This is a genomic window from Nocardia mexicana NBRC 108244 (assembly GCF_001613165.1).
GTDB classification, from domain to species: domain Bacteria; phylum Actinomycetota; class Actinomycetes; order Mycobacteriales; family Mycobacteriaceae; genus Nocardia; species Nocardia mexicana.
Map to the genome: position 1 here is coordinate 37954 of NZ_BDBV01000024.1, position 24847 is coordinate 62800.

17 protein-coding genes are annotated in these 24847 nt (G+C 69.5%); 13 read left to right on the forward strand and 4 right to left on the reverse strand.

Features of this window, described 5'->3' with window-relative positions:
- Positions 1–175: 175 nt before the first annotated feature.
- Complete coding sequence (locus NM1_RS10055; RefSeq protein WP_084519373.1) at positions 176–1564, reverse strand: wax ester/triacylglycerol synthase domain-containing protein; 1389 nt, start codon at positions 1562–1564, stop codon at positions 176–178.
- Between the two features lie 374 nt (positions 1565–1938).
- Between NM1_RS10055 and NM1_RS10060 the strand changes: the two genes are divergently transcribed.
- The 7 genes from NM1_RS10060 (at position 1939) to NM1_RS10090 (ending at position 12429) form a co-directional block, all read left to right on the forward strand.
- Positions 1939–2373, forward strand: a complete 435-nt coding sequence (locus tag NM1_RS10060) for a hypothetical protein (protein ID WP_068017135.1) — start codon at positions 1939–1941, stop codon at positions 2371–2373.
- Positions 2374–2480: 107 nt separating this feature from the next.
- The gene (locus NM1_RS10065; RefSeq protein WP_068017137.1) at positions 2481–2756 is read left to right on the forward strand and encodes a hypothetical protein; all 276 of its coding nucleotides are present in this window, start codon (positions 2481–2483) and stop codon (positions 2754–2756) included.
- Between the two features lie 189 nt (positions 2757–2945).
- Positions 2946–5330: an ATP-binding protein gene (locus NM1_RS10070; protein ID WP_169814228.1), complete on the forward strand. Its 2385-nt coding sequence runs from the start codon at positions 2946–2948 to the stop codon at positions 5328–5330.
- Between the two features lie 152 nt (positions 5331–5482).
- Complete coding sequence (locus NM1_RS10075) at positions 5483–7819, forward strand: heavy metal translocating P-type ATPase (RefSeq protein WP_068017143.1); 2337 nt, start codon at positions 5483–5485, stop codon at positions 7817–7819.
- 112 nt (positions 7820–7931) lie between these two features.
- Positions 7932–8681, forward strand: a complete 750-nt coding sequence (locus NM1_RS10080; RefSeq protein WP_068017147.1) for an SDR family NAD(P)-dependent oxidoreductase — start codon at positions 7932–7934, stop codon at positions 8679–8681.
- A gap of 13 nt (positions 8682–8694) precedes the next feature.
- Positions 8695–9312 (forward strand): Rv1733c family protein, encoded by a 618-nt coding sequence (locus NM1_RS10085; protein WP_068017150.1) that lies wholly within the window; start codon positions 8695–8697, stop codon positions 9310–9312.
- A 549-nt stretch (positions 9313–9861) separates the two neighbouring features.
- Complete coding sequence (locus NM1_RS10090; RefSeq protein WP_068017152.1) at positions 9862–12429, forward strand: cation-translocating P-type ATPase; 2568 nt, start codon at positions 9862–9864, stop codon at positions 12427–12429.
- A gap of 270 nt (positions 12430–12699) precedes the next feature.
- Here the strand turns inward: NM1_RS10090 and NM1_RS10095 are convergent, their stop codons facing one another.
- Complete coding sequence (locus NM1_RS10095; RefSeq protein ID WP_068017155.1) at positions 12700–15093, reverse strand: lysylphosphatidylglycerol synthase domain-containing protein; 2394 nt, start codon at positions 15091–15093, stop codon at positions 12700–12702.
- Positions 15090–15848 (reverse strand): phosphatase PAP2 family protein, encoded by a 759-nt coding sequence (locus tag NM1_RS10100; protein WP_068017158.1) that lies wholly within the window; start codon positions 15846–15848, stop codon positions 15090–15092. Before NM1_RS10100 ends, NM1_RS10095 begins: the two co-directional genes overlap by 4 nt.
- A gap of 318 nt (positions 15849–16166) precedes the next feature.
- Here NM1_RS10100 and NM1_RS10105 point away from each other — a divergent pair, with 318 nt between their 5' ends.
- The 3 genes from NM1_RS10105 to NM1_RS10115 all read left to right on the forward strand — a co-directional run bounded on the left by NM1_RS10105 (position 16167) and on the right by NM1_RS10115 (position 19516).
- Complete coding sequence (locus NM1_RS10105; protein ID WP_068017470.1) at positions 16167–16607, forward strand: spore germination protein GerW family protein; 441 nt, start codon at positions 16167–16169, stop codon at positions 16605–16607.
- A gap of 105 nt (positions 16608–16712) precedes the next feature.
- The gene (locus tag NM1_RS10110) at positions 16713–18833 is read left to right on the forward strand and encodes a glycosyl hydrolase family 65 domain-containing protein (RefSeq protein WP_169814229.1); all 2121 of its coding nucleotides are present in this window, start codon (positions 16713–16715) and stop codon (positions 18831–18833) included.
- Positions 18830–19516 carry a universal stress protein gene (locus NM1_RS10115; protein ID WP_147288791.1) on the forward strand — a complete coding sequence of 229 codons (687 nt, stop codon included), beginning with the start codon at positions 18830–18832 and terminating at the stop codon, positions 19514–19516. Before NM1_RS10110 ends, NM1_RS10115 begins: the two co-directional genes overlap by 4 nt.
- Positions 19517–19527: 11 nt before the next feature.
- On the opposite strand, the gene NM1_RS10120 is transcribed toward NM1_RS10115, so the two are convergent.
- Positions 19528–20484, reverse strand: a complete 957-nt coding sequence (locus tag NM1_RS10120) for an acyl-ACP desaturase (protein ID WP_068017167.1) — start codon at positions 20482–20484, stop codon at positions 19528–19530.
- A 353-nt stretch (positions 20485–20837) separates the two neighbouring features.
- Here NM1_RS10120 and NM1_RS10125 point away from each other — a divergent pair, with 353 nt between their 5' ends.
- The 3 genes from NM1_RS10125 to NM1_RS10135 all read left to right on the forward strand — a co-directional run bounded on the left by NM1_RS10125 (position 20838) and on the right by NM1_RS10135 (position 24759).
- Positions 20838–21167: an ArsR/SmtB family transcription factor gene (locus tag NM1_RS10125; protein ID WP_068017170.1), complete on the forward strand. Its 330-nt coding sequence runs from the start codon at positions 20838–20840 to the stop codon at positions 21165–21167.
- Positions 21168–21259: 92 nt separating this feature from the next.
- A complete protein-coding gene (locus tag NM1_RS10130; protein WP_068017173.1) occupies positions 21260–23089 on the forward strand; it encodes a phosphoenolpyruvate carboxykinase (GTP) in 1830 nt (609 codons plus the stop codon).
- A 26-nt stretch (positions 23090–23115) separates the two neighbouring features.
- Positions 23116–24759, forward strand: coding sequence for a SulP family inorganic anion transporter (locus tag NM1_RS10135; protein WP_084519343.1), 1644 nt, complete (start codon positions 23116–23118; stop codon positions 24757–24759).
- The last annotated feature ends 88 nt before the right edge of the window (positions 24760–24847 follow it).

Sequence of the window (24847 nt, forward strand, 5' to 3'; positions counted from 1 at the left end):
CTATCGATGCGCTCGAGCATGCGGCAGATTGAGAGGGGAGAACAGACGACAGCGTTGTCGTCCGGGAGTACCGCCGCAACGGTGCGGTGGCATTCCCGGCCTCGGACAAATGAATCATCTGTGGCTTCGGCGGCCACCGCGGTATCGGCAGGGGCACATCGTCTTTCGCCAGTTGTCAGTCTCGGCGGAGCAGGGGCGTTCGGGCCGGTTGAGCGTTCGAATCCGCGCCGTTGCCGTCGATGACGGTGCGGAATCCGGCGGCGATGCAGTCTGTCAGCACCGGGAGGTCGGGGACGGCGGCGGTGTCGGCGTTGATGCCAACGCAGCAGGTGCCGACGTGGGAGAGCAGGGTGACGTTGAACGCGGTTCCGGTCGTGGGGCCGAAGGGATAGATTCGTTCGATTCCGGCACCGGCGATGTACAGCGGCACCGGAGATCCGGGGACGTCGGAGGCGATGAAGTCGATATGCTTGAACATGGCGGTCAGCAGTCCGGCCGGCAGTCGATTGAAGGTCGCCGCAACGGAATTGGACCAGGGGATGGCGGGTTCGTGTCGCCAGTTGTCGACGGCGGTATCGAGTGCGCGCATGAGATCCGCGGTGGACTCGAGGTCGGCGGGGGCCACGAATCGGACGATCGTGATGCGGTTGCCGCCGAGCGGGTCGCCCTGTGTGCGCAGGCTGATGGGTACGGCGACGCGCAGGTGTTCGGCCTTGGTTCCGTGTTTGTCGTGGTAGATCTGCAGTCCCAGCAGCACGGCGGTGAGGAAGGCGTCGTTGGTGGTGCAGCCGGAACGGTGTGCCGCTCGGCGCAGTCCGGCCAGGGACGTTTCCAATACCGCCAGTTGCCGCCCGAGGCCGCGCCCGGTCATCACCGGTGACAACGTGCGAGTGATGGGCTGGGCGAGCCGGAACAGCGAGGCGGCCGTCGCGAAACCGGTGCGAAGGGTGCGGATCGGGGCGAGTGTCGAGCGTAATGACCTCGGCACCAAGGTGATTCCGGCGCGTGCCAGCTGGGATCCGACGGACCAGTTCCACGCCACGATGTCGGCCCATTCGCTGTTATCGGGTGCGGTGACATCCGGGGCGGGTTCGCGGGCGGTGCCCGATCGGTCGAAATCGAGGATCTCACCGGCGATCTGGATACCCCCGATGCCGTCGGTCAGGCTGTGGTGCACCTTCAGGACCAGCGCCGCCTTGCCGTCCTCCACTCCGTCCAGCAGCGTGAACTGCCAGAGTGGCCGGGCCGGATCGAAGGCGGTCATCGCCTCGGTCCGGGCGAACTCCAGTACCGCGGAAAAGGTTGCGGGAACCGGTACTGCGACGTGCCGGATATGCCACGACAGATCGAAATCCGGATCCGGCACCCATCGGGGTGGCGCCAGTCCGAACGGCGCGGCGACGAGGCGGTGGCGGAATCTCGGCACTACCCGCGTCGCCCGGTCGATCGTGTCGATCAGGCGGTCACGGTCCGGCGGGCCGTCCAGCAACAGCACGGAAACGATCGTCGAGCGGAGTATCGGATCGTGTTCCATGCTCCACGTGAAGAGGTCGGACTGGGTCATATGGGATCCGCTGGTTTCCATGTCGCTCGCCTCTGTCCAGGGCGCGTAGATCGCGGCCGTGAAGTCGGGGGCGCGGCATCGCCTTCGAACTCACCGGGCCGAGTTCACCCATAACCCAGTGTCGCCCGCGCCGAATACCATCAGCGACGGACCGTTGGCAACGGAGGCGAGGACCAAAGACTTCTGCCGGAGAAGGCGGCCGCTACGCAAGGCACTCGTGCACTCCCAAAAAATGTGTGAGCCAGTGCACCTGGGGATTTCGGGTCCCGTCGCGGGGACGTTCTGCCCTAGGTGCCGCCTGCTGGGTGACTCACGCTGATCGAGAGCAGACATCGATCTGACTCGGAACAACCGATCAATGAGAGGGCCGGACCATGAAGCCACTGTCGGAATCGCTGACCGATCTCGCGACTCGCGTCAAGCACATCGAAGAATCGTCCGCGGCGATGCGGGAGCGCAACCATGCCGCACTGCAATCGCGCCGTGCCGAGTTGGAAGAGGCGATCGAGCGCGAAGGCAAAGAGCTCGAACAGACGGCGAAAGAGGTTCGGGAAGCGACACATCGCTGGTGGTCCGACACCAAAGGCTCGGTAGAGCGCCAGATCGAAGCACTGCACGCCGACCTCGCCCACACGGACAAGGAGCGTACGGAACGAGCGGCCCAGATCACCGAGGACGCGGCCATGGCCGCGGTCATCCTGGCCCGCTATTGCATGGATGCCGCGGAGTGGGCGCTCGTTCGCGCCGGTCTGGCTCGTGGCGAAGCCGAGGCGCATGTGGCGGACCAAGAGAGTAAGCAGCAGGACTAGCTGTCGTCCTTGCCTGCCCCGCCGTTACGCCGACTCGTCGAAAGTCCCCGCGCGGGAGAGACCGACGGCTCTGGCTGTCGGCCCGGTCAGCGGCGAGGCTGCATGCCATGAGATCGACTTCCGCTACGGACGAAGAGTTCGCGCCGCTGGCCGTTCCCGCGATCACGGTGGGCGCGGTCATGATGGTCGCCGTCATCGTGACCGCTGACCGGATACCCGGCTGGGGGCGCGACTACGGCGAGTTTCTGGTGTTCCTCGCGTTGGCCGTCTATTTGGGCCTCGCGGCCGCGGTGGCCGGGTGGGGCGTCGGCATGCGGCGCGCCGTTGCCGCCCGCGAATCGGACGGTGTTCGCTCCGGTTCCCGTGGCACGGGCGTGGCCTGATATCGCAGGAGTGCCGCTGGGCCGGGACCACGCGGCGCGCGGGACTTTGTCTCGGCGGTGCCCGCCCGGTGCGTTCCGTCGGGGGTGCCGGGCGCACGTTCGGCCGGCCGGGCGCTGTCTCGGTGACAGGACAGTCGCGGGTGGGCAACAATGCTGGTAGGGCATGGTCGAGTGGAGGAGGGTGTGCGGGTGGGCGAAGAGGTCGATTTCCGGCGGGTGTTCGAGTCGTCGCCGGGGTTGTATCTGGTGCTCGACCCCTCGCTGCGGATCGTGGCAGTCACCGATGCCTACGCGCAGGCGACGATGACCGAGCGCGACCGGATCGTCGGACGCGGCATCTTCGAGGTCTTTCCCGACAACCCCGACGACGCCGATGCCGAGGGCGTGCGGAACCTGCGGGTCTCGCTGGAACGGGTGCTGCGGGACGAGAGCACCGACGCGATGCCGGTGCAGCGCTACGACATCCGCCGTCCGGAAGGCGGTTTCGAGCAACGATTCTGGAGCCCGTCGAACTCCCCGGTCCACGATGCCGACGGCACATTGCGCTATATCGTCCACCGGGTCGAAGACGTCACGGATTTCATGCGCCTGCAGGCCGCCGACGCCGCGCAGCAACGCGAAACCGAGCAGCTGCGTGCCACCTCCGAACGCATGGAACAGGAGGTCTTCACCCGGGCCCACGAGGTGGCCGAGGCCAGCCGTCGGCTCAAGGAGGCCAACGCCGAACTCGCCGAGCTGTACGCGCGCACGAAAGAACTCGACGAGTTGAAGAGCCAGTTCTTCGCCAATGTCAGCCATGAGCTGCGCACGCCGCTGACACTGATCCTCTCACCGGCGCAGAAGCTGCTCGACGCGGCATCCGAGCGGGATCCGGCGCGCACCGAGCTCGAGCTGATCATCCGTAACGCCAGAATGCTGCTGCGGCAGGTGAACAATCTCCTGGATGCCTCCCGGCTGGAAGCCGGTGCCGTCCGGCCGGACTACGCCCGGGTGGATGTCGCCGAGCAGGCGCGCCTCAGTTCCGCGTTCTTCGAATCACTGGCGGTCGACCGCGGTGTCGACCTGACCGTGGGGGTCGAGCCGGTCGTCGCCGAACTGGATCCCGAACACCTGCAACGGATCCTGGTCAATCTGCTGTCGAACGCGTTCAAACACACCGGCGCCGGTGGGGTCGTGCGCTGCACGGTCAGACCGGGTGCCGACCGCGTCGTGGTCGAGGTGGCCGACAGCGGTCCCGGCATCCCCGCCGAACACCGGGAGACGGTGTTCGACCGTTTCCGTCAGGTCGACGGCGGCGCGACGCGCACGGCACCGGGCACCGGCCTCGGCCTGAGCATCGTCCGCGATCTGGTCACGCTGCATCGCGGCACGATCGGCATCGCCGACGCCCCGGAAGGCGGCGCGCTGATCTCGGTCGAACTGCCCACCGCCGCGCCCGCGGGCATTCCCGTCCGCGCGGCAGCCGACCCCCTGGACGCCGCGATCCCGATCGGATCCGCCGATATACTCGCCGAATTCCCCACTGCCGCAACGGTATCGACGACATTCTCGAATGGGCAGGATACAACGAAGCCGGTCGTCGTGGTCATCGAGGACAACCGTGACCTGAACAACCTGCTGCGCCACGCGCTCTCGGCCCGCTACCGTGTCCTGACCGCCTCCGATGGCCGCGCCGGACTGGAGTTGGCCCGCACACATCAGCCCGACCTGCTGGTCTGCGACATCATGATGCCGCACATGAGCGGCGACGAACTTCTCGTCCACGTCCGCGCCGACCCCACCCTGACCAACACCCCGGTGCTGATCCTCAGCGCCCGTGCCGACGACCGATCCCGGCTCGCGCTCCTGCGTGCCGGCGCCAACGACTACCTCGCGAAACCGTTCGATATCACCGAACTGCACGCCCGGGTCGACAACCTGGTCAACCTCCGCCTGGCCGAATCCCGGCTGCGGACCCTGCGCATCGCCGGTGAACGCGAACGCATCGCCCTGGAATTGCATCGGACCGTCGTCCACCGCCTGTTCGGCCTCAGCCTGCAGCTCAGCGGGACCCGGCCCCTGGTCCGCGTTCCCGCCGTCGCCACCCGCCTCGACGAGGCGGTCGCCGAGCTCGACGCCGTCGCCAACGGGATCCGGCTGACCATCAACGAACTCGACGTCTCCTCCGACCGCGGCCCGGACCTCCGCACCCGGTTGTCGGAACTGATCGGCGACACCGCCGAGCACCTCGGCGCCCGCGCGAGCACGTCCTTCAGAGGCCCGCTCGACAGCCTCGACCCCATCCTCACCGAGCCGATCCACGATGCCGTGCACCACCTCATCACCGCCCTCGCTCGCCAGCGTCCCCGCGAGATCACCCTCACCGCGGATCTCGGCGACGACCTCACCCTCGTCATCACCGGGAAGGCTGCCACGGGCGCGAGCCCATGCCCATCGGGTGACGACTCCGGCCTGCTGCCCCCGGCGCTGGCCGAGCGTGGCGCCACGGTCGACATCGCGACATCGCCCACCGGCGATGCCACCACGTGGAGGTGGACGATACCGAACCACAACCGCCGACCGGCCGGTGAATAGTTCCTGGTCGCGGCGGCGTTGCCGAAGGGCAGCACGTCACCAGCGGGGGCGTCGAAGGACCTGAGGGGTGCGTACCAAGTCCACTGGCCGCCCGGGGTATCCGGTGGGCAGGATCGAAACCGCCTCCGAGGCCTCGAGCGAGGAGTGGTGCGATGGCCTGTGAACCCGGGCGCAGCGCGGCTGTGCTGGACGTCAGTGGACCGCGATGGGCCAGTCAGCAGAATGTCGTCTCCGCGGTGCTCGGCCGGCGGCCGGGTGTGGTGTCGGTGGAGGCGAATCCGGTCGCGCAGACCGCGACCGTGGTGTTCGACCCGACCCTGACGTCCGTGGCCGAATTGCGAGATTGGGTGCGCGACTGCGGCTTCCACTGCGCGGGGCAGTCGGTGCCCGCCCACCTGTGCGACCCCATGGCCGAGCCCGGCCGCGCGCCGACCGGGCAGGACCGTGCGGACACGGGACATACCGGGATGTCGACGGCGGAGATGGCGGCCGATATGCGCAACCGCTTCGCGGTGTCGCTGCTGTTCTCGCTGCTGGTCATGTTGTGGTCGCCGATGGCCGCCGACATGTTCGGGCTGCACGCGCCGACGCCGTTCGGTCTGCGCCAGGACCTCTGGGCGCTGATCCTGAGCCTGCCGGTGATCTGCTATTCGGCGACGATCTTCTTCACCGGCGCGGTGCGCGCGCTGCGGGCACGGACGCTGGACATGATGGTCCTCGTCGCGGTCGGGATCGGCGCGGGATGGCTGTACTCGCTGGCGATCACGCTGTCGGGTGGCGGCGAGGTGTTCTACGAGGCGTCCACCATGCTGGCGACATTCGTGCTGCTCGGGCACTGGTTCGAGATGCGCGCCCGCGGCGGTGCCAACGAGGCCGTTCGCACCCTGCTGGATCTGGCACCGCCGAAAGCGGTTGTCGTGCGGGGCGGTACGGAGGTCGAGATCCCGACGGCCGGGGTGCTGGTCGGCGACACGGTGCTGGTGCGGCCGGGTGCGAAGATCGCCGTCGACGGGGTGGTCACCGAGGGTGACAGCGAGGTCGACGAGTCGACGGTCACCGGCGAGAGCCTGCCGGTGCACAAGGAGCCCGGCTCCGAGGTGATCGGCGCGACCATGAACACCAACGGCACCCTGCGGGTGCGGGCCACGAAGGTAGGGTCGGATACTGCGCTGGCGCAGATCGTGAATCTCGTTCAGCAGGCACAGAATTCGAAGGCGCCGGGGCAGCGGCTGGCCGACCGGGCCGCGTTCTGGCTGGTACTGGTGGCGCTCCTCGGCGGCGGCGCGACACTGCTGGTGTGGCTGTCGGCCGGGGCGACATTCGCTAAGGCGATGTTGTTCGCGATCACGGTCGTCGTCATCACCTGCCCCGACGCCCTGGGTTTGGCGACCCCGACGGCGATCATGGTCGGCACGGGGCTGGGCGCGAAACGCGGTGTGCTGTTCAAGAACGCGGTGGCGCTGGAAACCTCGGCGCGGGTGCAGGTGGTGGTGATGGACAAGACCGGCACCCTGACCAAGGGGGAGCCGGAGGTCACCGAGGTCGCCACCGAGGGCCGTATCGCGAACGGTGAGCTGTTGTCGATGCTGGCCGCGGTGGAGTCGGAATCCGAGCATCCGCTCGCCCGGGCGATCGTCCGCTACGCCGCCGCGCACGAGGCGGCGCAGGTTCGCGCCGAGCGGTTCGAGAATATTCCGGGACACGGCGCGGTCGGTGTGGTGGACGGTCACCGGGTGGTGGTCGGCAACCGGCGTCTGCTCGACCGCGAGGACATCGACCTCGGCGAATTGGCCACGGTACGTGAACGGATCGCCGGCGGTGGCCGGACGGCGGTGCTGGTCGCGGTCGACGGGAAGGCGTCCGCGGTGATCGGCGTCGCCGACTCGCCCCGCGAGACCTCCGCGGCCGCCGTCGCCGAGTTGCACGATCTCGGCGTCGAGGTGGTCATGCTGACCGGCGATAACCAGGCCACCGCCGACCGTATCGCCCGGGCACTGGGTATCGACGCCGTCATCGCCGAGGTTCTGCCGGGCGACAAGGCCGCCAGGATCGCCGAACTGCAGTCCGGCGGAATGAAGGTCGCCATGGTCGGCGACGGCGTCAACGATGCCCCGGCGCTCGCGCAGGCCGATCTGGGCATCGCGATCGGCGCCGGGACCGATGTGGCGATCGAGACGGCGGATCTGGTGCTGATGCGCTCGGATCCGCTCGATGTGCCGACCGCGCTGCGGATCGGGCGCGGGACCCTGCGCAAGATGCACCAGAACCTGGCCTGGGCGGTCGGCTACAACGCCCTCGCCCTGCCGATCGCCGCCGGTGTGTTCGAACCCGCCTTCGGTCTCACCCTGCGCCCGGAGATCGCCGCGATGTCGATGTCGGGCTCCAGCATCATCGTCGCGGTGAACGCGTTGACGCTCAAACGGTTACGGCTGCCGGGCCCTGCCCGTGGGTACCAGGGAGTGGCGCCGGGTACGCGCTCCGGGTCCTGAGTCGATCGCTGTCCGACGGCCTGTCGGCTGATGACCTTCGGCCGTCTTGGCACGACGTACGGGGCGCGATGCTGAATGCGACACGGATCAACAGCCGGAGGAGGTCGCGGTCGTGAGCGAATTCAGTGGTAGAAGTGCGATAGTCACCGGTGGCGCCCGCGGGATCGGGGCAGCGGTGGCGGCCGAACTCGCGAAGGAGCAGTTCGGTGTGGTGATCGCGGACCTGCTCGAGCACGAGGGCACTCGGCTGGCCGAGTCGCTGGGCTCGAACGTGATATTCCGCAGGCTGGACGTCACCGACGAAAAGTCCTGGCGTGCGGTCGTTTCCGATGCCGAAGCGGTCTTCGGGCCGATGGCGGTGCTGGTCAACAACGCGGGCATCCTGGACTTCGGCGGCGTGGAATCCGAGACGCCGGCGATGTTCCGGCACGTGCTGGATGTGAACCTGTACGGTGCCTGGCTGGGCATGCATACGGCCGGGCCGCGGCTGCGCGCGGCCGGAGACGGGGTGATCGTCAACGTTTCCTCCGCCGCGGGGTTGATGGGCTACTCCGGGATCGGCGCGTATGTGGCGAGCAAGTGGGGGCTGCGGGGTCTCACGAAGGCCGCCGCGATCGAGTTCGGCCCGGCGAATGTGCGGGTGTGCTCGGTGCATCCGGGCCCCATCCACACCCCGATGACCGCCGCCATGGACGAATCCGTCGCCGCCGCACAGCCTTTGGCGCGGTTCGGAGAGCCGGAAGAGGTGGCGGCGATGGTGCGGTTCGTCGTCACCGAGGCGACCTTCTCCACCGGGTCGGAGTTCGTCTGCGACGGCGGCGCCACCGCCGGTCAAGCCCTGGCCGTCGCCGGGGATTCCTGAACGGGGGCCGGTGATGTCGAACGCGCATCCCGATCACGACACCGGCGGGCACCTGCTGCGGGCCTGGCGAGCCCAGCCGTGGAGCGGCAGCCGGTTGATGCGCCCGACGGATCGGCTGCATGGCCTGATCCGGATCCTGGCGATCGTGGTGGTGCTGGCCGCCGTCCCGTTGTGCGGGGCGGCGGGCACGGCGCGCTACACCGCCGCCCAGGAGGAGATCCGGACCGAGAACGCGGCGAAAGTCGAAGTGACAGGGACGATTACGAGCGATCCGGAGCGCATCACGACATCGACCGTCGACGGGGTGTACAGCGACCGTCACGAGGCCACCGTGCAGTGGAATCGGGAGGGTGCGGACGGCACCGCGACCGTCGAGGTCTCCGCCACCGCAGCGCCCGGCGACGAGATGGCGGTGTGGCTCGGGCCGGACGGGAGTTCGACTACGCCGCCGCTGCCCGCGCGGGCAGCGGCATGGCGTGGAATCGGCCTGGGCCTGGTCATCCTGATCGAGGTCTGGGCCGTCACCGGCTCGCTGCTCTGGTCGACCACATGGCTGCTGAGGCGCCGCCACGAGGCGGGCTGGGAGCGGGAATGGCGGCAGATGGACCGCCCGATAGGACAGGACCACTGATCAATCGGCCCGGGGAGGAGAGCAGGCGGATTCGCGGAATGCTGCTCGGTTCCACCAGCGCGGCCCTGGTCCAGTCGGTGGAATGCCCATCGTGCGGGAGTCCGCGAAGGACGCCTCGGGCAACGAGTAATCATCCAGTAGGGCCGAGTAATCATCCAGTAGGGCAAGGAATTTCACGGCGACCGAGACGGCTTGTGGGCCGTCTCGGTCGCGCGGTCGTCATTTACTGCTGCGGGACCCGATGTAGGTGGCCACGATCACCATGAACGTGATGAGCAGTGCGATGAGCACCGCTGCGGTAGGCCAGTCCATGTTCTTCCCCAATCGTCGGCGACGGTCTTCGACAACCGTCCATTGCGATTTCCAGCATGGGCTCGAACATGCCGCGCCGACAGGGTCGATCGGCCACAGTCCGATGCCGGATCCGGGGCCGCAGGGCCCGGCCGCGGAACGACTTCGGTCTCTGTGCGCGGGGCGCCGGGCGCGGGAGCCTCGGAGGGTGACGTCGGGAACGAGGGAGGGCACCATGACCGATATCGCGGGTGGCTGATGACATCCGGGAGTCGAACCGCGCCAACCGGATTCACCGGGCTGTCGGACGAGGACGTGGCCTTGCGCCTGGCACGTGACGGCGCGAACGTCCTCCCGCAACGGCGGCCCGTGCGCCTGTGGCGGCGCGTGGTGGCGCAACTGCGCGATCCTTTGATCGTGGTGCTGCTGGTGGCTGCGGCGCTCACCATGGCCACCGCCGACTGGACCGACATGACCGTGATCCTGCTGGTCGTCACGGTGAACACCGCCGTGGGAGTCGGGCAGGAGCTGCGGGCCGAGCGCGCGATATCGGCCCTGTCCCGATTGACCGCCCCGACCGCGCGGGTGATCCGGGCCGGAACGCAGCGGGAGGTGCCCGCCGCCGGTGTGGTGGTCGGTGATCTGCTCGTGGTCGCCGAGGGCGATATCGTCGCGGCCGACGCGACCCTCCGCGAGGCGGCGGCACTGACGGTGGACGAGTCGGCGTTGACGGGTGAGTCCGTGCCCGTGGACAAGTCGCTGACCGACGACCGCGCGCTGTCGGCGGGCACCGTCGTGGTGCGGGGCCGTGGCCGCGCGGTGGTGACCGCCACCGGCGCGGCGAGCGCCACGGGACGCATCGCGCAGCTGCTGGATCGCCACGCCGCGCGGACACCGCTGCAACGCCGATTGTCGGACGTCGGCAGACTGCTGGCCGGAGTCACGGTGGCGTTGTGCGCGGTCGTCCTGGCACTGGGCCTGGTTCGCGGCGAGCCGGTCGAACTGATGGTGGTGACCGCGATCAGCCTGGCGGTGGCGGCGGTGCCGGAGTCACTGCCCGCCGTGGTGACGCTGGGCCTGGCCCTGGGCGCGCGGCGAATGGCCGAGCGGCACGCCCTGATCCGGGAACTTCCGGCGGTGGAGGCGCTCGGCTCGGTGACTGTGCTGGCCACGGACAAGACCGGCACGCTCACCGAGGGGCGCATGGTGGTCCGCGAAATCTGGACTCCCGCAGGCGAAGCCGTCGTCACCGGCTCCGGCTACGGGCCCGGCGGTGAGGTCCGGGTGAACGGGTCGGGGCCCGCGGCCCTGCCCGCGGTGACCGAGCTGCTGTCGGCTGCCGCATTGTGCAACGACGCGCATGTGTCGTCCCCCGTCGCCGACGAGGACAGCTGGGCGGCGCTCGGCGACCCCACCGAAGCCGCGTTGCTCTCCGCCGCCGCCAAAGTCGGGGTCGATCGCGAGGAGCTGCACGCCCGTCTGCCCCGCATCGGCGAGCGCCCGTTCGACAGCGACCGCAAACGCATGACCACGATGCACCGGTTGCCCGGCGGCGGCCACCGGGTGATCTGCAAGGGCGCCCCGGAAGTTGTGCTGAATCCTGCTGTCCTTAGCGATGATCCGGGCCTCCTGCGGCAGGCGGCGGAACGCGCCGACAGGTTCGCGCACAACGGTTTCCGGGTGCTGGCAGTCGCGTCGGCCGACCGGGTGACCGGATCGGCGCCCGGCGACGATCCCGAGCACGATCTGCGGCTGCTGGGCCTGATCGCGATCCTCGACCCGCCGCGCGCCGCGGCCGCGGATACCGTCGCCGCGTGCCGGCGCGCGGGAATCCGTCCGGTCCTCATCACCGGTGACCACCCGGGCACCGCTCGCGCGATCGCGACCGACCTGGGCATCATCGAACCCGGCGATCCTGTGATCGACTGCCGCGGAACGGCGGACGGGCAATTCGCCACCGCGGCGGTGTTCGCCCGTGCCACCCCGGCGCAGAAGCTCGAGATCATCGAGGCGCTGCACGCCGACGGCCAGATCGTCGCGATGACGGGGGACGGAGTCAACGACGGACCGGCGCTGCGCCGCGCCGACATCGGGGTGGCCATGGGGCGGCGCGGCACCGAAGTCGCCCGCCAGGCGGCCGGTCTCGTACTGGCGGACGACAATCTGGACACCGTCGTCGCCGCGGTGGAAGAGGGGCGTCGCGTCTACTCGAACATTCGCCGGTTCCTGGTCTATGGGTTGTCGGGCGGTGCCGCCGAGATCGCGGTCATGTTGCTGGGACCGTTCCTCGGGTTGGCGCTGCCGCTGCTGCCGGCGCAGATACTCTGGATCAACCTGCTCACCCACGGCGTTCCCGGCGTCGCGCTCGGCGGCGAGCCCGCCGAACCCGAGTCGATGCGGCGAGCACCGCGGCCACCGGCACAGAGCATCCTGGGGGCCGGACTGTGGCAACGGGTTCCGCGCATCGCGATAGTGTTGACAGCGGTCACGCTCGGGGTCGCCGTGTGGGCGCACCACACCGACCGTCCCTGGCAGAGCATGGCCTTCTTCGCCTTGGGCGCAACACAACTCGGTGTCGCACTGGGTTCCCGCACTCGCCTGCGATCGCGGGACAACCCGATGCTGATCGTCGCGGTCGGCGTCGCCTTCGCCCTGCAACTGGCGGCGCTGTACCTGCCGCCGCTGCAACAGCTACTCGGTACCGAGGCCGTCGGATTCGCGGACCTGCTCATCGTGATCGTCCTGTCGCTGCTCGGCTTCGCCGCCGTGCGCCTGGACCGGATCGTGCACCCGAGCCCGACTGCCCGCGCCGCACCACAGCCGTGATCCCACGACTTCGGGCAGCACCGGTACCGGACAGGACGAGTGGAACAGCAGCTCGTGTCCGAGGTCGCTGAGCCCGGTGGTCGGGTGCTCGGTGCCGTCGTGGCCGACCACGACCAATTGCGCAGCCGCAGTGAGCTGTTCGACGGTCTCGACCGGGTAGTGACTCACGGTGACTGCCAGCGTGCTCGGTAATGTACTCCGTCGACAGGGTCGACGGCAGCCGATGAATGGACCGATGTCCCTGCGGCACTGAGGACTATGCTCCCGCTGTCACAGAATCCGGTGGCGCTGCAGGTATCTGAACGAGAAGAAGCCGACGGCGGCGGGGAGCCAGAACGTCGCGAGGCGGTAGGCGAGGACACCGGCGATGGCCGAGGGGCCGGGGACTCCGCCGACGGTGAGACCGGCGACGAGGGATGCCTCGACGACGCCGAGACCGGCCGGGGTGGGACTGGCGGCGCCGAGTGCCGCGCCGCCGAGGTAGACCGCGGCCAGCAGTGCGGGCGCCGGTGATCCACCGAAGGCGTGTACCGAAAAGCCCAGAGCCGCAACGTAGCAGAGGTTGGTGCCGAGCTGTCCGCCGAACAGCAGGGCGGCCTGCCGTGGCGAGCGGGTGATGGCCGCGATCGAGCGGGCCGTGCCGCGCAGCTGTTTGAGCCAGTCCGGCCGCTTGAACAACATCCAGACGGCCGCGCCGAGAACCGTCATGACGGCGACGAACCCGATCAACAGCCCCCAGCCGCTGGGCAGCGCCGAGGTGAGCAGCAACCGGGTCTGGCCGAGCCACAGTCCGGCGCCGATCAATTCGACGAAATGGAGAATGAATCCGGAGCTGACGATGAGCGCGATGGCGGCGACGGCGGTCGTGCGCGACAGCCCGGACCGCTCCAGGTACCGCTCGTTGACGGCGGTGGAGCCGATGCCGAAGGGGGCGAGCCGGTTGGCGAACGAGGACGCCAGCTGCACGTTGACGGTGCGGCCGAAGGCGAGTGGGCGCGGGGAGGCGCCCATCAGGGCGAGCGCGGCGGTGAGGTAGGTGGCGACCGCCATGACGAACGTGCCTGCGAGCCAGGCCCATTGGGCGTCATCGAGCACGGTGACGGTGGCGCCGAGCTGGTCGATCTGGGGGAGCAGGATGTAGGTGGCGAACAGGGTGGCGGCTATCCAGCCGAGGGTCTGCCACCGCACCCGGACCATCACCTCCGGCGGCGGGAGTTCGGCGCCCGTCGCGTCGGCGAGCACGGTGCGCAGTTCGCCGAGCAGCCCGTGCTGTCTGCGGGCGGCGCTGCGGGTGGCGGCCGCGAGCGCGAGGGGCTGCAGCTGCGGCGCGGCGCCGAGGAGGGCGTCGCGGCCGAGTACCCGCAGTGCGGTGGCGACGGCACGTCGCGTGCCGACGGCGAGGCTCATGGAGACCAGCAGTTCGGCCACATCGGCGTCGAGGCGGTGCCGGGTGGCGCTGGATTCGCCGAAGCCGAAGTCGACTATCCAGGCGTGTCCGTCCGCGTCGACGAGGACGTTGGCCAGGCGCAGGTCGCGGTGCGCGATGCGGGCATCGCGCAGCAGGGCGAGCTGGCCCCAGACGTCGCACAGTGTGTCGTCGGATATCGCCTCGGTCGTGCGCGCGAGATTCTGTGCGGATACACAGGCTTCGGCGAACCAGGCATCGCCTCGGTCGGTGACGCCGACGCCGACGATCTCCGGGGTGCGCACACCGGCCCGGCGCGCCAAGAGAGCGACGAACGCCTCGTGCTCGGCTTGCTGTTTCGGTGTGGCGAACGGGGATTCGTCCTCGACCTCGCGGAACACCGCGTGCCGGAACATCTTGAACAGCAGGTCGGCGTTGCGTTCGTGGTAGCCGATGATCTTCACGAACAGATCGGGTCCCGCCTCGGTGGTCACGATGAAGGGGCGGGAGCCGCGGGCGTCCTCCTGCACGGGGACGACACCGGCGGGCCGGAAACCGACCACGGCGAGTGCTCGCCACAGGTCGGGTGCCTCGGCGCGGTGCACCGGTGCACCCCACAACAGGTGCAGCGCCGCGGCGACGGTCCAGCCGAGGGCGGCGCCGCCGAAAACGTCCAGTACGAGGTGCGCGCCCATGAACACGCGTGCGAGACCGACGATCGCGGCCGCGGCCCACACGGTGCGCCGCCACGGCCGCGGTAGCCACGGACCGGCCGCGGCGGCCAGCGCCGCCGCCACCGCCGCATGGCCCGACACGAATCCCAGCCCGCCCTGCTCGCTGCGCAACACCAGATCGGGGAGCAGCACGTCCGGGCGCGCCCGCCCGACAACGTCTTTCACCACCAACGCCAGCAGGTAGGCCAGCGTCCCGGCGACGGCGACGTCTCGGGCGAGACCGAACCGCCGGAAAACGAGTGCCGCCAGCGCCGCCACCCCGACCGCGCCGATGGTGCCCAGCTGCATGATCGGCCACAGCGCCGGTTCCACCCACGTCGGCAGGTCGTTGATGAGGTGGAACAGGTCGGCTTCGAGCCGCGGCAGCCGGGTGTAATGCGCGACGATCGCGGAAATCGCGACGGCGGTGGTGCCGAGCAGCACCCGAATCGCGTCGCCGAGGTGCCGTTCGACCGGTCGTCGCGGCCGAGTTGCGGCCGCGGCGGCCGTCTGCGCCGGTGGCTTGGTCGTCGTTTCGGTCGTCATGCCGGGCCCTTTCTCGATCCATCGGCACGATGCCACCGGACCCGGCCGGCGGGCAGAGTCTTTCGCCTCGTCTCCGGATGACCGATGGGCGATTCCGCTTCGGTTCCCGTATCGGGCACGCCGACAACGAGATTCAGGACGGATCCCACGGTGATACCGGCGGCGGCTCCGCCGAGTACATCGAGCGGGGTGTGCGCGCCGAGGTAGACCCGCACCAGCACGGCGGCCGTGGCAGTGCCGAAAACGACTCTGCGCCAACGGTTCCCGAGATACGGGTGCAGCAGGGTCGCCATCCCGAAGAGGATGATCGCGTGCCCGGACGGGAATGCCGGGCCCGCCAGCGGAACATCGCGGAGAACCGCCCCGGGTATCGCGGCGCCCGGACGGGGATGCCACACCAGTTCTTTGAGGATGTCGTACTCCACCAGGAGTTTCACCGGAGGGAGCAGCAGCATCACCGCCGCCAGTCGGTGGCGGCCCACACTCGCCGCGCCGACCGCGACCACCAGCGGCGCGCCGAGCACGCCGATCAGCTGCGCTGCCCACAGCGGTCGATACAGTGCGTCCGGGGCGGAATTGATCCAGTGGAAGAAACGTCGATCGGCGTCATCGAGAACGCCGGTCCGGGTCACCCAGACGGCAGCTCCGGTCACGACGCCGCCGCCGAGCGCCAGCCACCCGTACCGCGACGGACGGAAGTACCGCACAGTGCCGGAATTCTTGGCGCCCAGGTGAGTTCGCACGATGATCGTCACCTCCGCGCTCTCTGCTCCGGGACGTCCGCTGTCCCCGGCTTACCCAGTCTGGCAGGGTGTGTGATTCGTCCCCGGAGGCGAAGTTCCCCGGTTGCGGGCCCGAAGGTCATTGCGCTGCCCGCGTGCCACTCGAGGCGCAATGCCCCCGGGCGAGTCGACTTTGGGCCCTGGCCGTCGCAGGTCCGAGCCGAGGAGGCTCGAAGGTGACGGATGCCGACGCCGGTTCGCCCGCGGTATCGCGCGGGGAGACGTCGGAGTTCTTCAGCCGCCGTGCGTATTCCGCGCCGCGGTAGTACTCGACCGAGGTGGGATGTGTACATGACGACTACGGATATTTCCGCCGCCGGCGACGTAGCTGTGCCCGCGGGTGCGGCCGAGGCCGCGGCCACGCTGTTGGAGCGGCTGGCGGCACGTCTCGGTGGAACGGCTTCGGTGACGAAGGTTTTCGGTGACCCGATAACCGTCGGCGGTGTGACCGTCGTGCCCGTGGCACGCGCCGGGTTCGGATTCGGCGGTGGCGCCGGGCGCGACTCGGCCGACGGGAAGGGCGGCGCGGGCGGCGGCGGTGGCGGCGGGGTCGACGTGCGGCCGGTCGGATTCATCGAGATCCGGGACGGCGGCGCGGTATATCGGCCGATCCGCGATCCCTGGGTTGATGTCGCTCTACCGCTGGCCGCGACCGTCGCGGGGTTGGCGATACCGCGCCTGTGGCGCGGGCGAATTCGACCACTGTATGCCCGCGGCAAGCGGGCCGCGTGAGTGCGGCGCCCAGGCGCGACGTAAGGCTGCCCGAGGGAATCGAGAACCGAGGAGATGAACGATGATGCACTCCGATCCGATGCAGATGATGCACAGGATGATGATGTGCCTGCAGATGTGCGGAATCCTGCCGCCGATGCCGATGCGCATGTAACCCTCCGGGCTCAACGGGGCGAATCCCTCGCGGACGGCGTGCGCGGCGATCCACGCTGGACGATTCGGGAAGGCGCGGGCCGCCACCCGGTCGCCGACGCGTCGGTGTTCGCCGTCGGCTCCGGCGGATTCGCGACCCGGGGTGTCCCGGAGGAATCCGGCGCCCAGGGCATCTTCGCGGCCGGGGTGTACACCGGTGCCGGTGCGGAGCAGCATCTGCTGGAGGGTCCGGCGTGGACACCCGTGGAGCTGGATCCGCCACCGGCCGTCGCCGAACTGCGCCTCGATCTCCGCGAGGGAGTGCTACACCGCGAGGAAGCGGCCGGTGGCACCTTTCGCAGTCTCCGATTCGCCTGCGCCGACAAACCCGGGGTGTTCGCCATGCGAGTGGACACGGACGCAGCCCAGCTACGCCCGGGGCCGCCTCTGCGTGCACCGGCCCCGGAGCCCGGCGTCCGGAGCGCGGACGTGCTTCCGCACGGATCGGACGATGAAACAAGCTGTCTGCGAATCGAATCCGAGACCGGGGCGCTGGTCGCGGCCGCCGCCCAGCGGGTCACGGATGCCCGGCTGGACCGGATCGTGGCCTGTGGCGCGGACACCCCGGATCGGACCGGTAGCGGTCGCGTTCTGCACGGCCTCCGGCACGCCTGGCAGGCGGGGGTCGACGGGCTGCTCGCCGCCCATCGCGAGACCTGGGCGCGGCGCTGGCAGGACGTGGGCATCGAGCTGCCCGATGACCCGGAAACCGAACTCGCCGTGCGTTTCGCGCTGTTTCAACTGTGGTGCAACACAGGCAGCGTCCACGGGGAGTCGGCGGTGGGCGCCCGCGGGATCTCCGGCCCCGGTTACCGCGGACATGTCTTCTGGGACTCCGACGTCTTCGTTCTGCCCGCACTGGTGAGTATCGACCCGGACGCCGCGGCCGCGATGGTCGCCTACCGTGTGAACCGTCTGGACGCGGCCCGGAAGCGGGCCCGGTCGGACGGTCGGCGGGGCGCCCGCTTCCCCTGGGAGTCGGCGGCCGACGGCACCGATGTGACCCCGCGCCGCGGATTCCTCGGCGGGGTTCCGGTGCCGATCCGGACCGGCGCCGAAGAGGAACACATCACTGCCGATATCGCTTGGGCGGCAAATCATTACGCGGAGTGGACCGGTACGACTCCGATTCGGGAACTGCTGACGGAGACGGCTCGGTACTGGGCATCGCGGGCGCGGACGGATGGCGACGGCCGCGTGCACATCGACGGCGTGATCGGCCCGGACGAGTATCACGAGTGCGTCGACGACAATGCCTACACCAACGTGATGGCGCGCTGGAATCTGCGCCGCGCCGCCCGGCTGGCACCCGGAAGCCCCTGGGATGCGGCGGAGTTCGAGCAGTGGACCGAACTGGCGGAGGGGATCGTGGATCAACTGCACTCCGACGGCCGCTACGAGCAGTTCACCGGGTATTTCGACCTGGAGCCGCTGACCGCCGCGGCGGTCGCGGGCCGCCCGGTCGCCGCGGACGTGCTGCTCGGCCAGGCGCGCGTCACCGGTTCCCAGCTGATCAAACAGCCGGACGTGCTGATGCTGCACCATCTCGTGCCCGCGGAGGTGGCTCCCGGCTCGCTGGTACCGAATCTGGAATTCTACGGACCGCGCACCACGCACGGGTCCTCGCTGTCGCCGGCGATCATGGCGGCCCTGCTGGCGCGCGCCGGTCGGGCCGACGACGCCCTCGAAATGCTGCGTCCCGCACTCCGGCTGGATCTGGACGACCGCACGGCCACCACCGCCGCCGGGCTGCACATGGCCACCCTCGGCGGCGTCTGGCAGGCGCTGCTCGCGGGGTTCGCCGGGGTCCGGGTGAGCGGGGGAGTGCTGTCGATCCGCCCGGTGCTGCCCGAGCGGTGGCGGCGTTTCGGCATCAGGTTCCGCTGCCTGGGGCGGCGGATATGCCTCGACATCAGCGCCGATGGCCTGATGCTTCGCACCGATGGTCCCATAGCGGCGGCGGTCGGAGCCCGGATCCCCGTGCGGGTCTCCGGTGAAATGTGGTGGCCCGCACGGGAAAAGGGGAGCGGATGACGACCATTGCGGTCCGCCCGTCGGAGCGCGCGCTCGAGGTGGCGCGGGCGCTGACCGATATCGCCGGGGCCGCCGTGCGGACCGAGCCCGGCGACGCCTCCGACGACGAATACCTGCGCGCGCTGTCCGCGCCGGACGTCGCGCTGGGCGTCATCGCCGTCGACGGCTCCGGCTGGGACATCGTGCGCCGCTCGGGCAAACCGGTCGTGCTGGTGTCCGAACGCGTATGCCCGGGCCGTGCGATCAAGCGCGTGCTGGTGCCGCTGGACGGTACCGACGAATCGGCGCACGCGGTGGCCGAGTCCGTGCGGCTGTTCCGGGCCGTCGGCGCCGAGATCATCGTGCTGCACGTGTTCGACGCCGGGACCGTTCCCGGGTACTGGGACCAGGCGGCCCACGCCCGCGAGGCGTGGGAGCACGAGTTCCTCGCCCGCTACTGCACGCCCCACTTTCCCGGCCCGGCCCCGGCACTGACGCTGCGGACGGGGCAGCCCGGCGAGAACGTGGTGGACGTGGCGGCCGAACATGCCGACATGATCATCCTCGGCTGGTCGCAGAACCTGGAGTCCGGCCGCGCGCGGACGGTCCGGAAAACCGTGGCCGAGGCCGCGGTCCCGGTGATGCTGGTGCCGCAGGCGCGGGGACTTCGGCCATCCCCGCCACTCGATGCCTCCTCGGCGTAGATCGACGAGGCTCAGCGGCGGGCGGCTTCGCGGGCCAGCGCGCGGTCGCGCTGTTCCTCGAAGCGCGGGACCTGAACCTTCTCCAGGTTGTCCAGGTAGGCGGCGAGGCGCTCTCGTGCCTGCTCGCCGCGTGGGCCGAAATCGTTGCGGCCGAAGAGGTCCCATTGCCGGATCACCGGCTGCAGCACCTCCTCCAGATGCTGGCGCAGGTCGTAGACGCCGTGTTTGGCCATGAGCACGCCGTTGCGCCGGAAGTTGGGCATGCCCGCGCCGGGCATGCGGAAGTTCTCCACGATGGTGTCGATGGCCGTGATCGCCTGGTCGGGAACCAGGTCCAGGGCGGCGCCGCACAGGGTGCGGTAGAAGATCATGTGCAGGTTCTCGTCGAGGGCGACGCGCTGCAGCATGCGGTCGGCGATCGGATCGCCGCAGACCTTCGCGGTATTGCGGTGGCTGACGCGGGTGGCGAGTTCCTGGAAGCTCACGTATGCCACCGAATACAGGAACCCCGCCTCACCGTCGGGGAGCCGGCTGGTCGGCGGAGTGAAGCCGTGGGTCATGTGGATCATCCGGGCGTCCTCGAGAGCGACCGGATCCACGCCCCGGGTGACGACCAGATAGTCGCGGAGGACGACGCTGTGGCGGTTCTCCTCGGCGGTCCAGCGGCCGACCCAGGTGCCCCAGGCGCCGTCCTGGGAGAAGTTCTCGGCGATCTCGCGATGATACGAGGGCAGGTTGTCCTCGGTGAGCAGATTCGTCACCAGCGCGGCCTTGGCGACCTCGCTGAGCGTGGATTGTTCGGGCTCCCAGTCGTTTCCGCCGAGCGCGGCGAAATTGCGACCCTCGTCCCAAGGCACGTAGTCGTGCGGATGCCACTCCTTGACCATGGACAGATGCCGGTCGAGGGCGGTCTCGGCGGTCGGTTCGAGTTCGACGAGGATTTCTCGCTGGGTCAGGTCACGCGTCAATGGGATGCCCCTTTCTCGGTCCGGACCTTCGGCACGGACCACATTTGCGCGACGGCCCGGCCCGGTTGAAGGGCCGAAGGTCCTTAGCGCAGGAAACTTTGGGATTCGACCTTCCGGAACGGGTCCGGGCCGCTGCCGCCGGTCTCCGAGACGTGGAAGTCCCTGTACGGCTGTGGCTTTGGCCGTCAACCGTCTCGGCGTCGCCGCTGTGCCGCGTCGCCGCGCCGACTACCGGCCCGGCTGTGGATTCACGGGGGCGGCCGGAGCGGGAGCTGAGCTGTTTGCTAAACTCCGCAAACAGCTGGCCGGCCATCCGCGCCGATACCCGCCACGAGCGGAAGGGAGGTTCGGGCATGCCTGGATTGCAGCGGCCGCTCTATCAGATGAAGGCCGACCTGTTCAAGACGCTCGGTCACCCCGTGCGTATCCGTGTGCTGGAGCTGCTCAGCGAGCGCGAGCATGCGGTCTCCGAGATGCTGCCCGAGGTCGGTGTGGAGCCGGCGAATCTCTCGCAGCAGCTGTCGATTCTGCGTCGCGCCGGGTTGGTGGCGGCACGGCGGGAGGGGTTGTCGGTGACGTATTCGCTGACCTCGCCGCAGGTCGCGGAGCTGCTCGCGGCCGCGCGAGCCCTTCTGACCGGGGTCGTCGCCGGTCAGGTCGAAGCGCTCGGGGAGACCGCCTGACGATCGCCGCCTGATCGGGCGGGGGTGCGCGTCGTTGCTGATTGCATATTTTCTAAACTAGATACCTTGTAGTTTCATGAAGGAGACTGGCTGTGACCGTTCATCCCGACACCTCCGTGACCGTGCAGGCGCCGACCGACCACGAGGGCATCCTGACCTGGGTTTCCGAGGTCATGGAGCTCGCCGCACCCGATCGGGTCGTGTTCTGCGACGGCTCTCGCGACGAGTGGGATCGGCTGACCGGGCTGCTGGTCGAGAAGGGCACCTTCGTGCCGCTCGACGCGAAGCCGAATTCGTTCTGGTGCGTCTCCGACCCGGACGACGTGGCGCGAGTCGAGGACCGCACCTACATCTGCTCGGAGAACCCGGCGGACGCGGGGCCGACGAACAACTGGGTGGATCCGGTGGACATGCGGACGCTGATGACCGAGCACTACCGCGGCGCGATGTCCGGACGGACGATGTACGTGATCGCGTTCTGCATGGGTCCCCTCGATGCGGAAGACCCGAAGTTCGGCGTGCAGGTGACAGATTCGGAGTATGTCGCGGTGTCGATGCAGATCATGACCCGCTCGGGCACGGCAGTGTGGGAGAAGCTCACCGGAGCGGCGGAGTTCGTGAAGTGCCTGCACTCGGTCGGCGCACCGCTGAGCGAGGGAGAGCGGGATGTCGCGTGGCCGTGCGACCACGCCAAGTACATCTCGCATTTCCCGGAGCGCCGCGAGATCTGGAGCTACGGCTCCGGGTACGGCGGGAACGCGCTGCTGGGCAAGAAGTGCTTCGCGCTACGGATCGCGTCGGTGCTGGGCCGCGACGAGGGCTGGCTGGCCGAGCACATGCTGATCCTGAAACTGACCTCCCCGCAAGGGAGAACCCACTATGTGGCGGCGGCGTTCCCGTCTTCGTGCGGCAAGACCAACCTGGCCATGCTCGAGCCCGCGCTGCCGGGATGGTCGGCGGAGACCATCGGCGACGATATCGCGTGGCTGCGGTTCGGCGCCGACGGCCGGCTGTACGCGGTGAACCCGGAGGCCGGATTCTTCGGCGTCGCACCGGGGACCGGGATGACGACGAATCCGAACGCGATGGCGACCATCGCGCGCGGCAATTCGATCTTCACCAATACCGCCCGTACCGACAGCGGTGATGTGTGGTGGGAGGGCATGACCGACATCCCGCCCGCGCACCTGGTCGACTGGCGCGGTGCGGCATGGACACCGGAATCGGAAACACCTGCCGCGCATCCGAATTCACGGTACTGCACGCCGATCGCTCAGTGTCCGTCGGTGGCGCCGGAGTGGGACGACCCGACCGGGGTGCCGATCTCGGCGATCTTCTTCGGCGGCCGCCGCGCCACCACCGTTCCCCTCATCGCGGAGTCGTTCGACTGGGCGCACGGCGTATTCGCCGCATCGGTGCTGTCGTCGGAGACCACCGCGGCCGCGGCCGGACAGGTCGGTGTGGTGCGGCGCGACCCGATGGCGATGCTGCCGTTCCTCGGCTATCACGTCGGCGACTACTTCGCGCACTGGCTGTCGATGGCCGATCGCGACGGTGCGCGGTTGCCGAAGATCTTCCAGGTCAACTGGTTCCGCCGTGGCGCCGACCGGAAGTTCCTGTGGCCCGGATTCGGCGACAACGTGCGGGTGCTGCAGTGGGCCCTGGACCGCCTCGACGGTACCGCCGACGCCGTCCGAACCCCGATCGGCTACGTGCCCACCATCGACGCCCTGGACCTGTCCGGCCTCGACGAGGCAGACCGGACGCTCGCAGAGCAGGCCCTCATCGTCGATACCGACGAATGGGTTGCCGAAACCGTCTCGATCGACGAGTGGTACGCCACCATCGGCGGCGACCGGCTCCCGGATGAGTTGCGTGCGCAACTCGCGGGGCTGAAGACCCGGCTGGCCGAAGCGCGGTGAGCGCGGGTTCTGGTGGCACTGGGCGGATGAGTGGGGCGGGCCTGCTGCCGCGCTGGTCGGAGTGGAAAGCCGCGGTCCGCGCCCCCGGCGCGGATCTGGTGTCGGGGGTGATCGTCGCGCTGGTGGCCCTACCGCTGGCGCTGGGGTTCGGCATCAGCTCCGGCCTCGGTGCCGCGGCCGGGCTGGCGACCGCGGTCGTCGCGGGCGCGGTCGCCGCGGTGTTCGGCGGATCGCGGTTCCAGGTGTCGGGGCCGACCGGTGCGATGACGGTGGTGCTGGTACCGATCTTCCACCAGCACGGTGGGAGCGGGGTGCTGGCCGTGGGGTTGATGGCGGGTCTCGTGCTGGTGGCGCTCGCGGTCGCGGGGGTCGGCCGGGCCGTGCGCTACATGCCCGCCCCGGTGATCGAGGGATTCACCGCCGGAATCGCGGTTGTCATTGCGCTGCAGCAGTTTCCGGCTGCCCTCGGGATCGGGTCCGCGGAGGGAGCGAAGGTGTGGCAGTCGGCCTTCGATGCTGTGCGGAAGTACGCCGTGCACCCGCACCATGTCACCCTGGCGACCGCGCTGGTGGTTGCCGCGGTGGTCCTGATCGGCAGCCGGTACCTGCCGAAGCTGCCGTTCGCGCTACTGGCCGTGGCCGGGGCGACGGTGGTCGCGCAGCTGTTCGATCTCGGGCTGACACCGATCGGGCAGATTCCGTCCGGACTGCGGGCCCCCACACTGGGATTCGTCCACTTCGGCGAACTCGGTGCACTGATCGTCCCCGCGCTGGCGGTCGCCGCGTTGGCCGCGCTGGAGTCGCTGCTGTCGGCGACGGCGGCCGATTCCATGGCCGTGGGCACGCGCCACGATCCCGACCGCGAACTGTTCGGGCAGGGCCTCGCCAATATCGCGGCACCGCTGTTCGGCGGTGTGCCCGCCACCGGTGCTATCGCCCGCACCGCGGTCAATGTCCGTTCCGGCGCCCGGACCCGGCTCTCCGCGCTCGTCCACGCGGCGGTGCTGGCGGCGATCATCTACCTCGCCGCGCCGTTGGTCGCCGATATCCCCCTCGCGGCTCTGGCCGGGGTGCTGCTGGCGACCACGGTGCGGATGGTCGAGACCGCCTCGCTGGCCGCGATCGCCCGCGCGTCCAAGGGGGACGCCGCCATCATGGCCGCCACGTTCGCCGTGACCGTCGCCCTGGATCTCGTCACCGCGGTCGCGGTCGGCGTCGGGACCGCGATCGTGCTGGCACTGCGGCAGGTCGCGAAAGAGGCCCGGCTGCACCGGATTCCGCTCGAACCCCCGGTCGACGACATCGACCACGTGGGCGAGGAGCGTGACCTGCTGCACGACCACATCGTGGCCTATCGCCTCGACGGCCCGCTGTTCTTCGCCGCCGCCCACCGGTTCCTGCTGGAGCTGGCGGAGATATCGGATGTGCACGTAGTGATCCTGCGCATGTCGCACGTCACCGCCCTCGACACCACCGGCGCGCTGGTGCTAAAGGACGCGATCGGCAAGCTCGAGCATCGGCACATCACGGTGCTGGTCTCGGGGCTGCGGGCCGACCACTACCGCCGTCTCGCCGCCATCGGCGCGCTACCCGCCGGCGGAACGGCCCACATCTTCGAGCACACCCCGGATGCCATCGCACATGCCCGGGGCGCCGTCGCGACCCGGTGAATGGCCCCATGGGCGCCCCTGAATTTCGCACCGCGAGGACGCGTCGCAGGCGAATTCCCGGCCGCGCCATGGGTCGCCGATAAAAAGG

Excerpts from the sequence above, each read along its gene's own strand:
- NM1_RS10115 (WP_147288791.1), top strand. The coding sequence starts at position 18,830 with ATGACGACCATTGCGGTCCGCCCGTCGGAGCGCGCGCTCGAGGTGGCG.
- NM1_RS10065 (WP_068017137.1), top strand. The coding sequence starts at position 2,481 with ATGAGATCGACTTCCGCTACGGACGAAGAGTTCGCGCCGCTGGCCGTT.
- NM1_RS10105 (WP_068017470.1), top strand. The coding sequence starts at position 16,167 with ATGACGACTACGGATATTTCCGCCGCCGGCGACGTAGCTGTGCCCGCG.
- NM1_RS10095 (WP_068017155.1), bottom strand. The coding sequence starts at position 15,093 with ATGACGACCGAAACGACGACCAAGCCACCGGCGCAGACGGCCGCCGCG.
- NM1_RS10055 (WP_084519373.1), bottom strand. The coding sequence starts at position 1,564 with ATGACCCAGTCCGACCTCTTCACGTGGAGCATGGAACACGATCCGATA.
- NM1_RS10060 (WP_068017135.1), top strand. The coding sequence starts at position 1,939 with ATGAAGCCACTGTCGGAATCGCTGACCGATCTCGCGACTCGCGTCAAG.
- NM1_RS10075 (WP_068017143.1), top strand. The coding sequence starts at position 5,483 with ATGGCCTGTGAACCCGGGCGCAGCGCGGCTGTGCTGGACGTCAGTGGA.
- NM1_RS10090 (WP_068017152.1), top strand. The coding sequence starts at position 9,862 with ATGACATCCGGGAGTCGAACCGCGCCAACCGGATTCACCGGGCTGTCG.
- NM1_RS10135 (WP_084519343.1), top strand. The coding sequence starts at position 23,116 with ATGAGTGGGGCGGGCCTGCTGCCGCGCTGGTCGGAGTGGAAAGCCGCG.
- NM1_RS10085 (WP_068017150.1), top strand. The coding sequence starts at position 8,695 with ATGTCGAACGCGCATCCCGATCACGACACCGGCGGGCACCTGCTGCGG.
- NM1_RS10125 (WP_068017170.1), top strand. The coding sequence starts at position 20,838 with ATGCCTGGATTGCAGCGGCCGCTCTATCAGATGAAGGCCGACCTGTTC.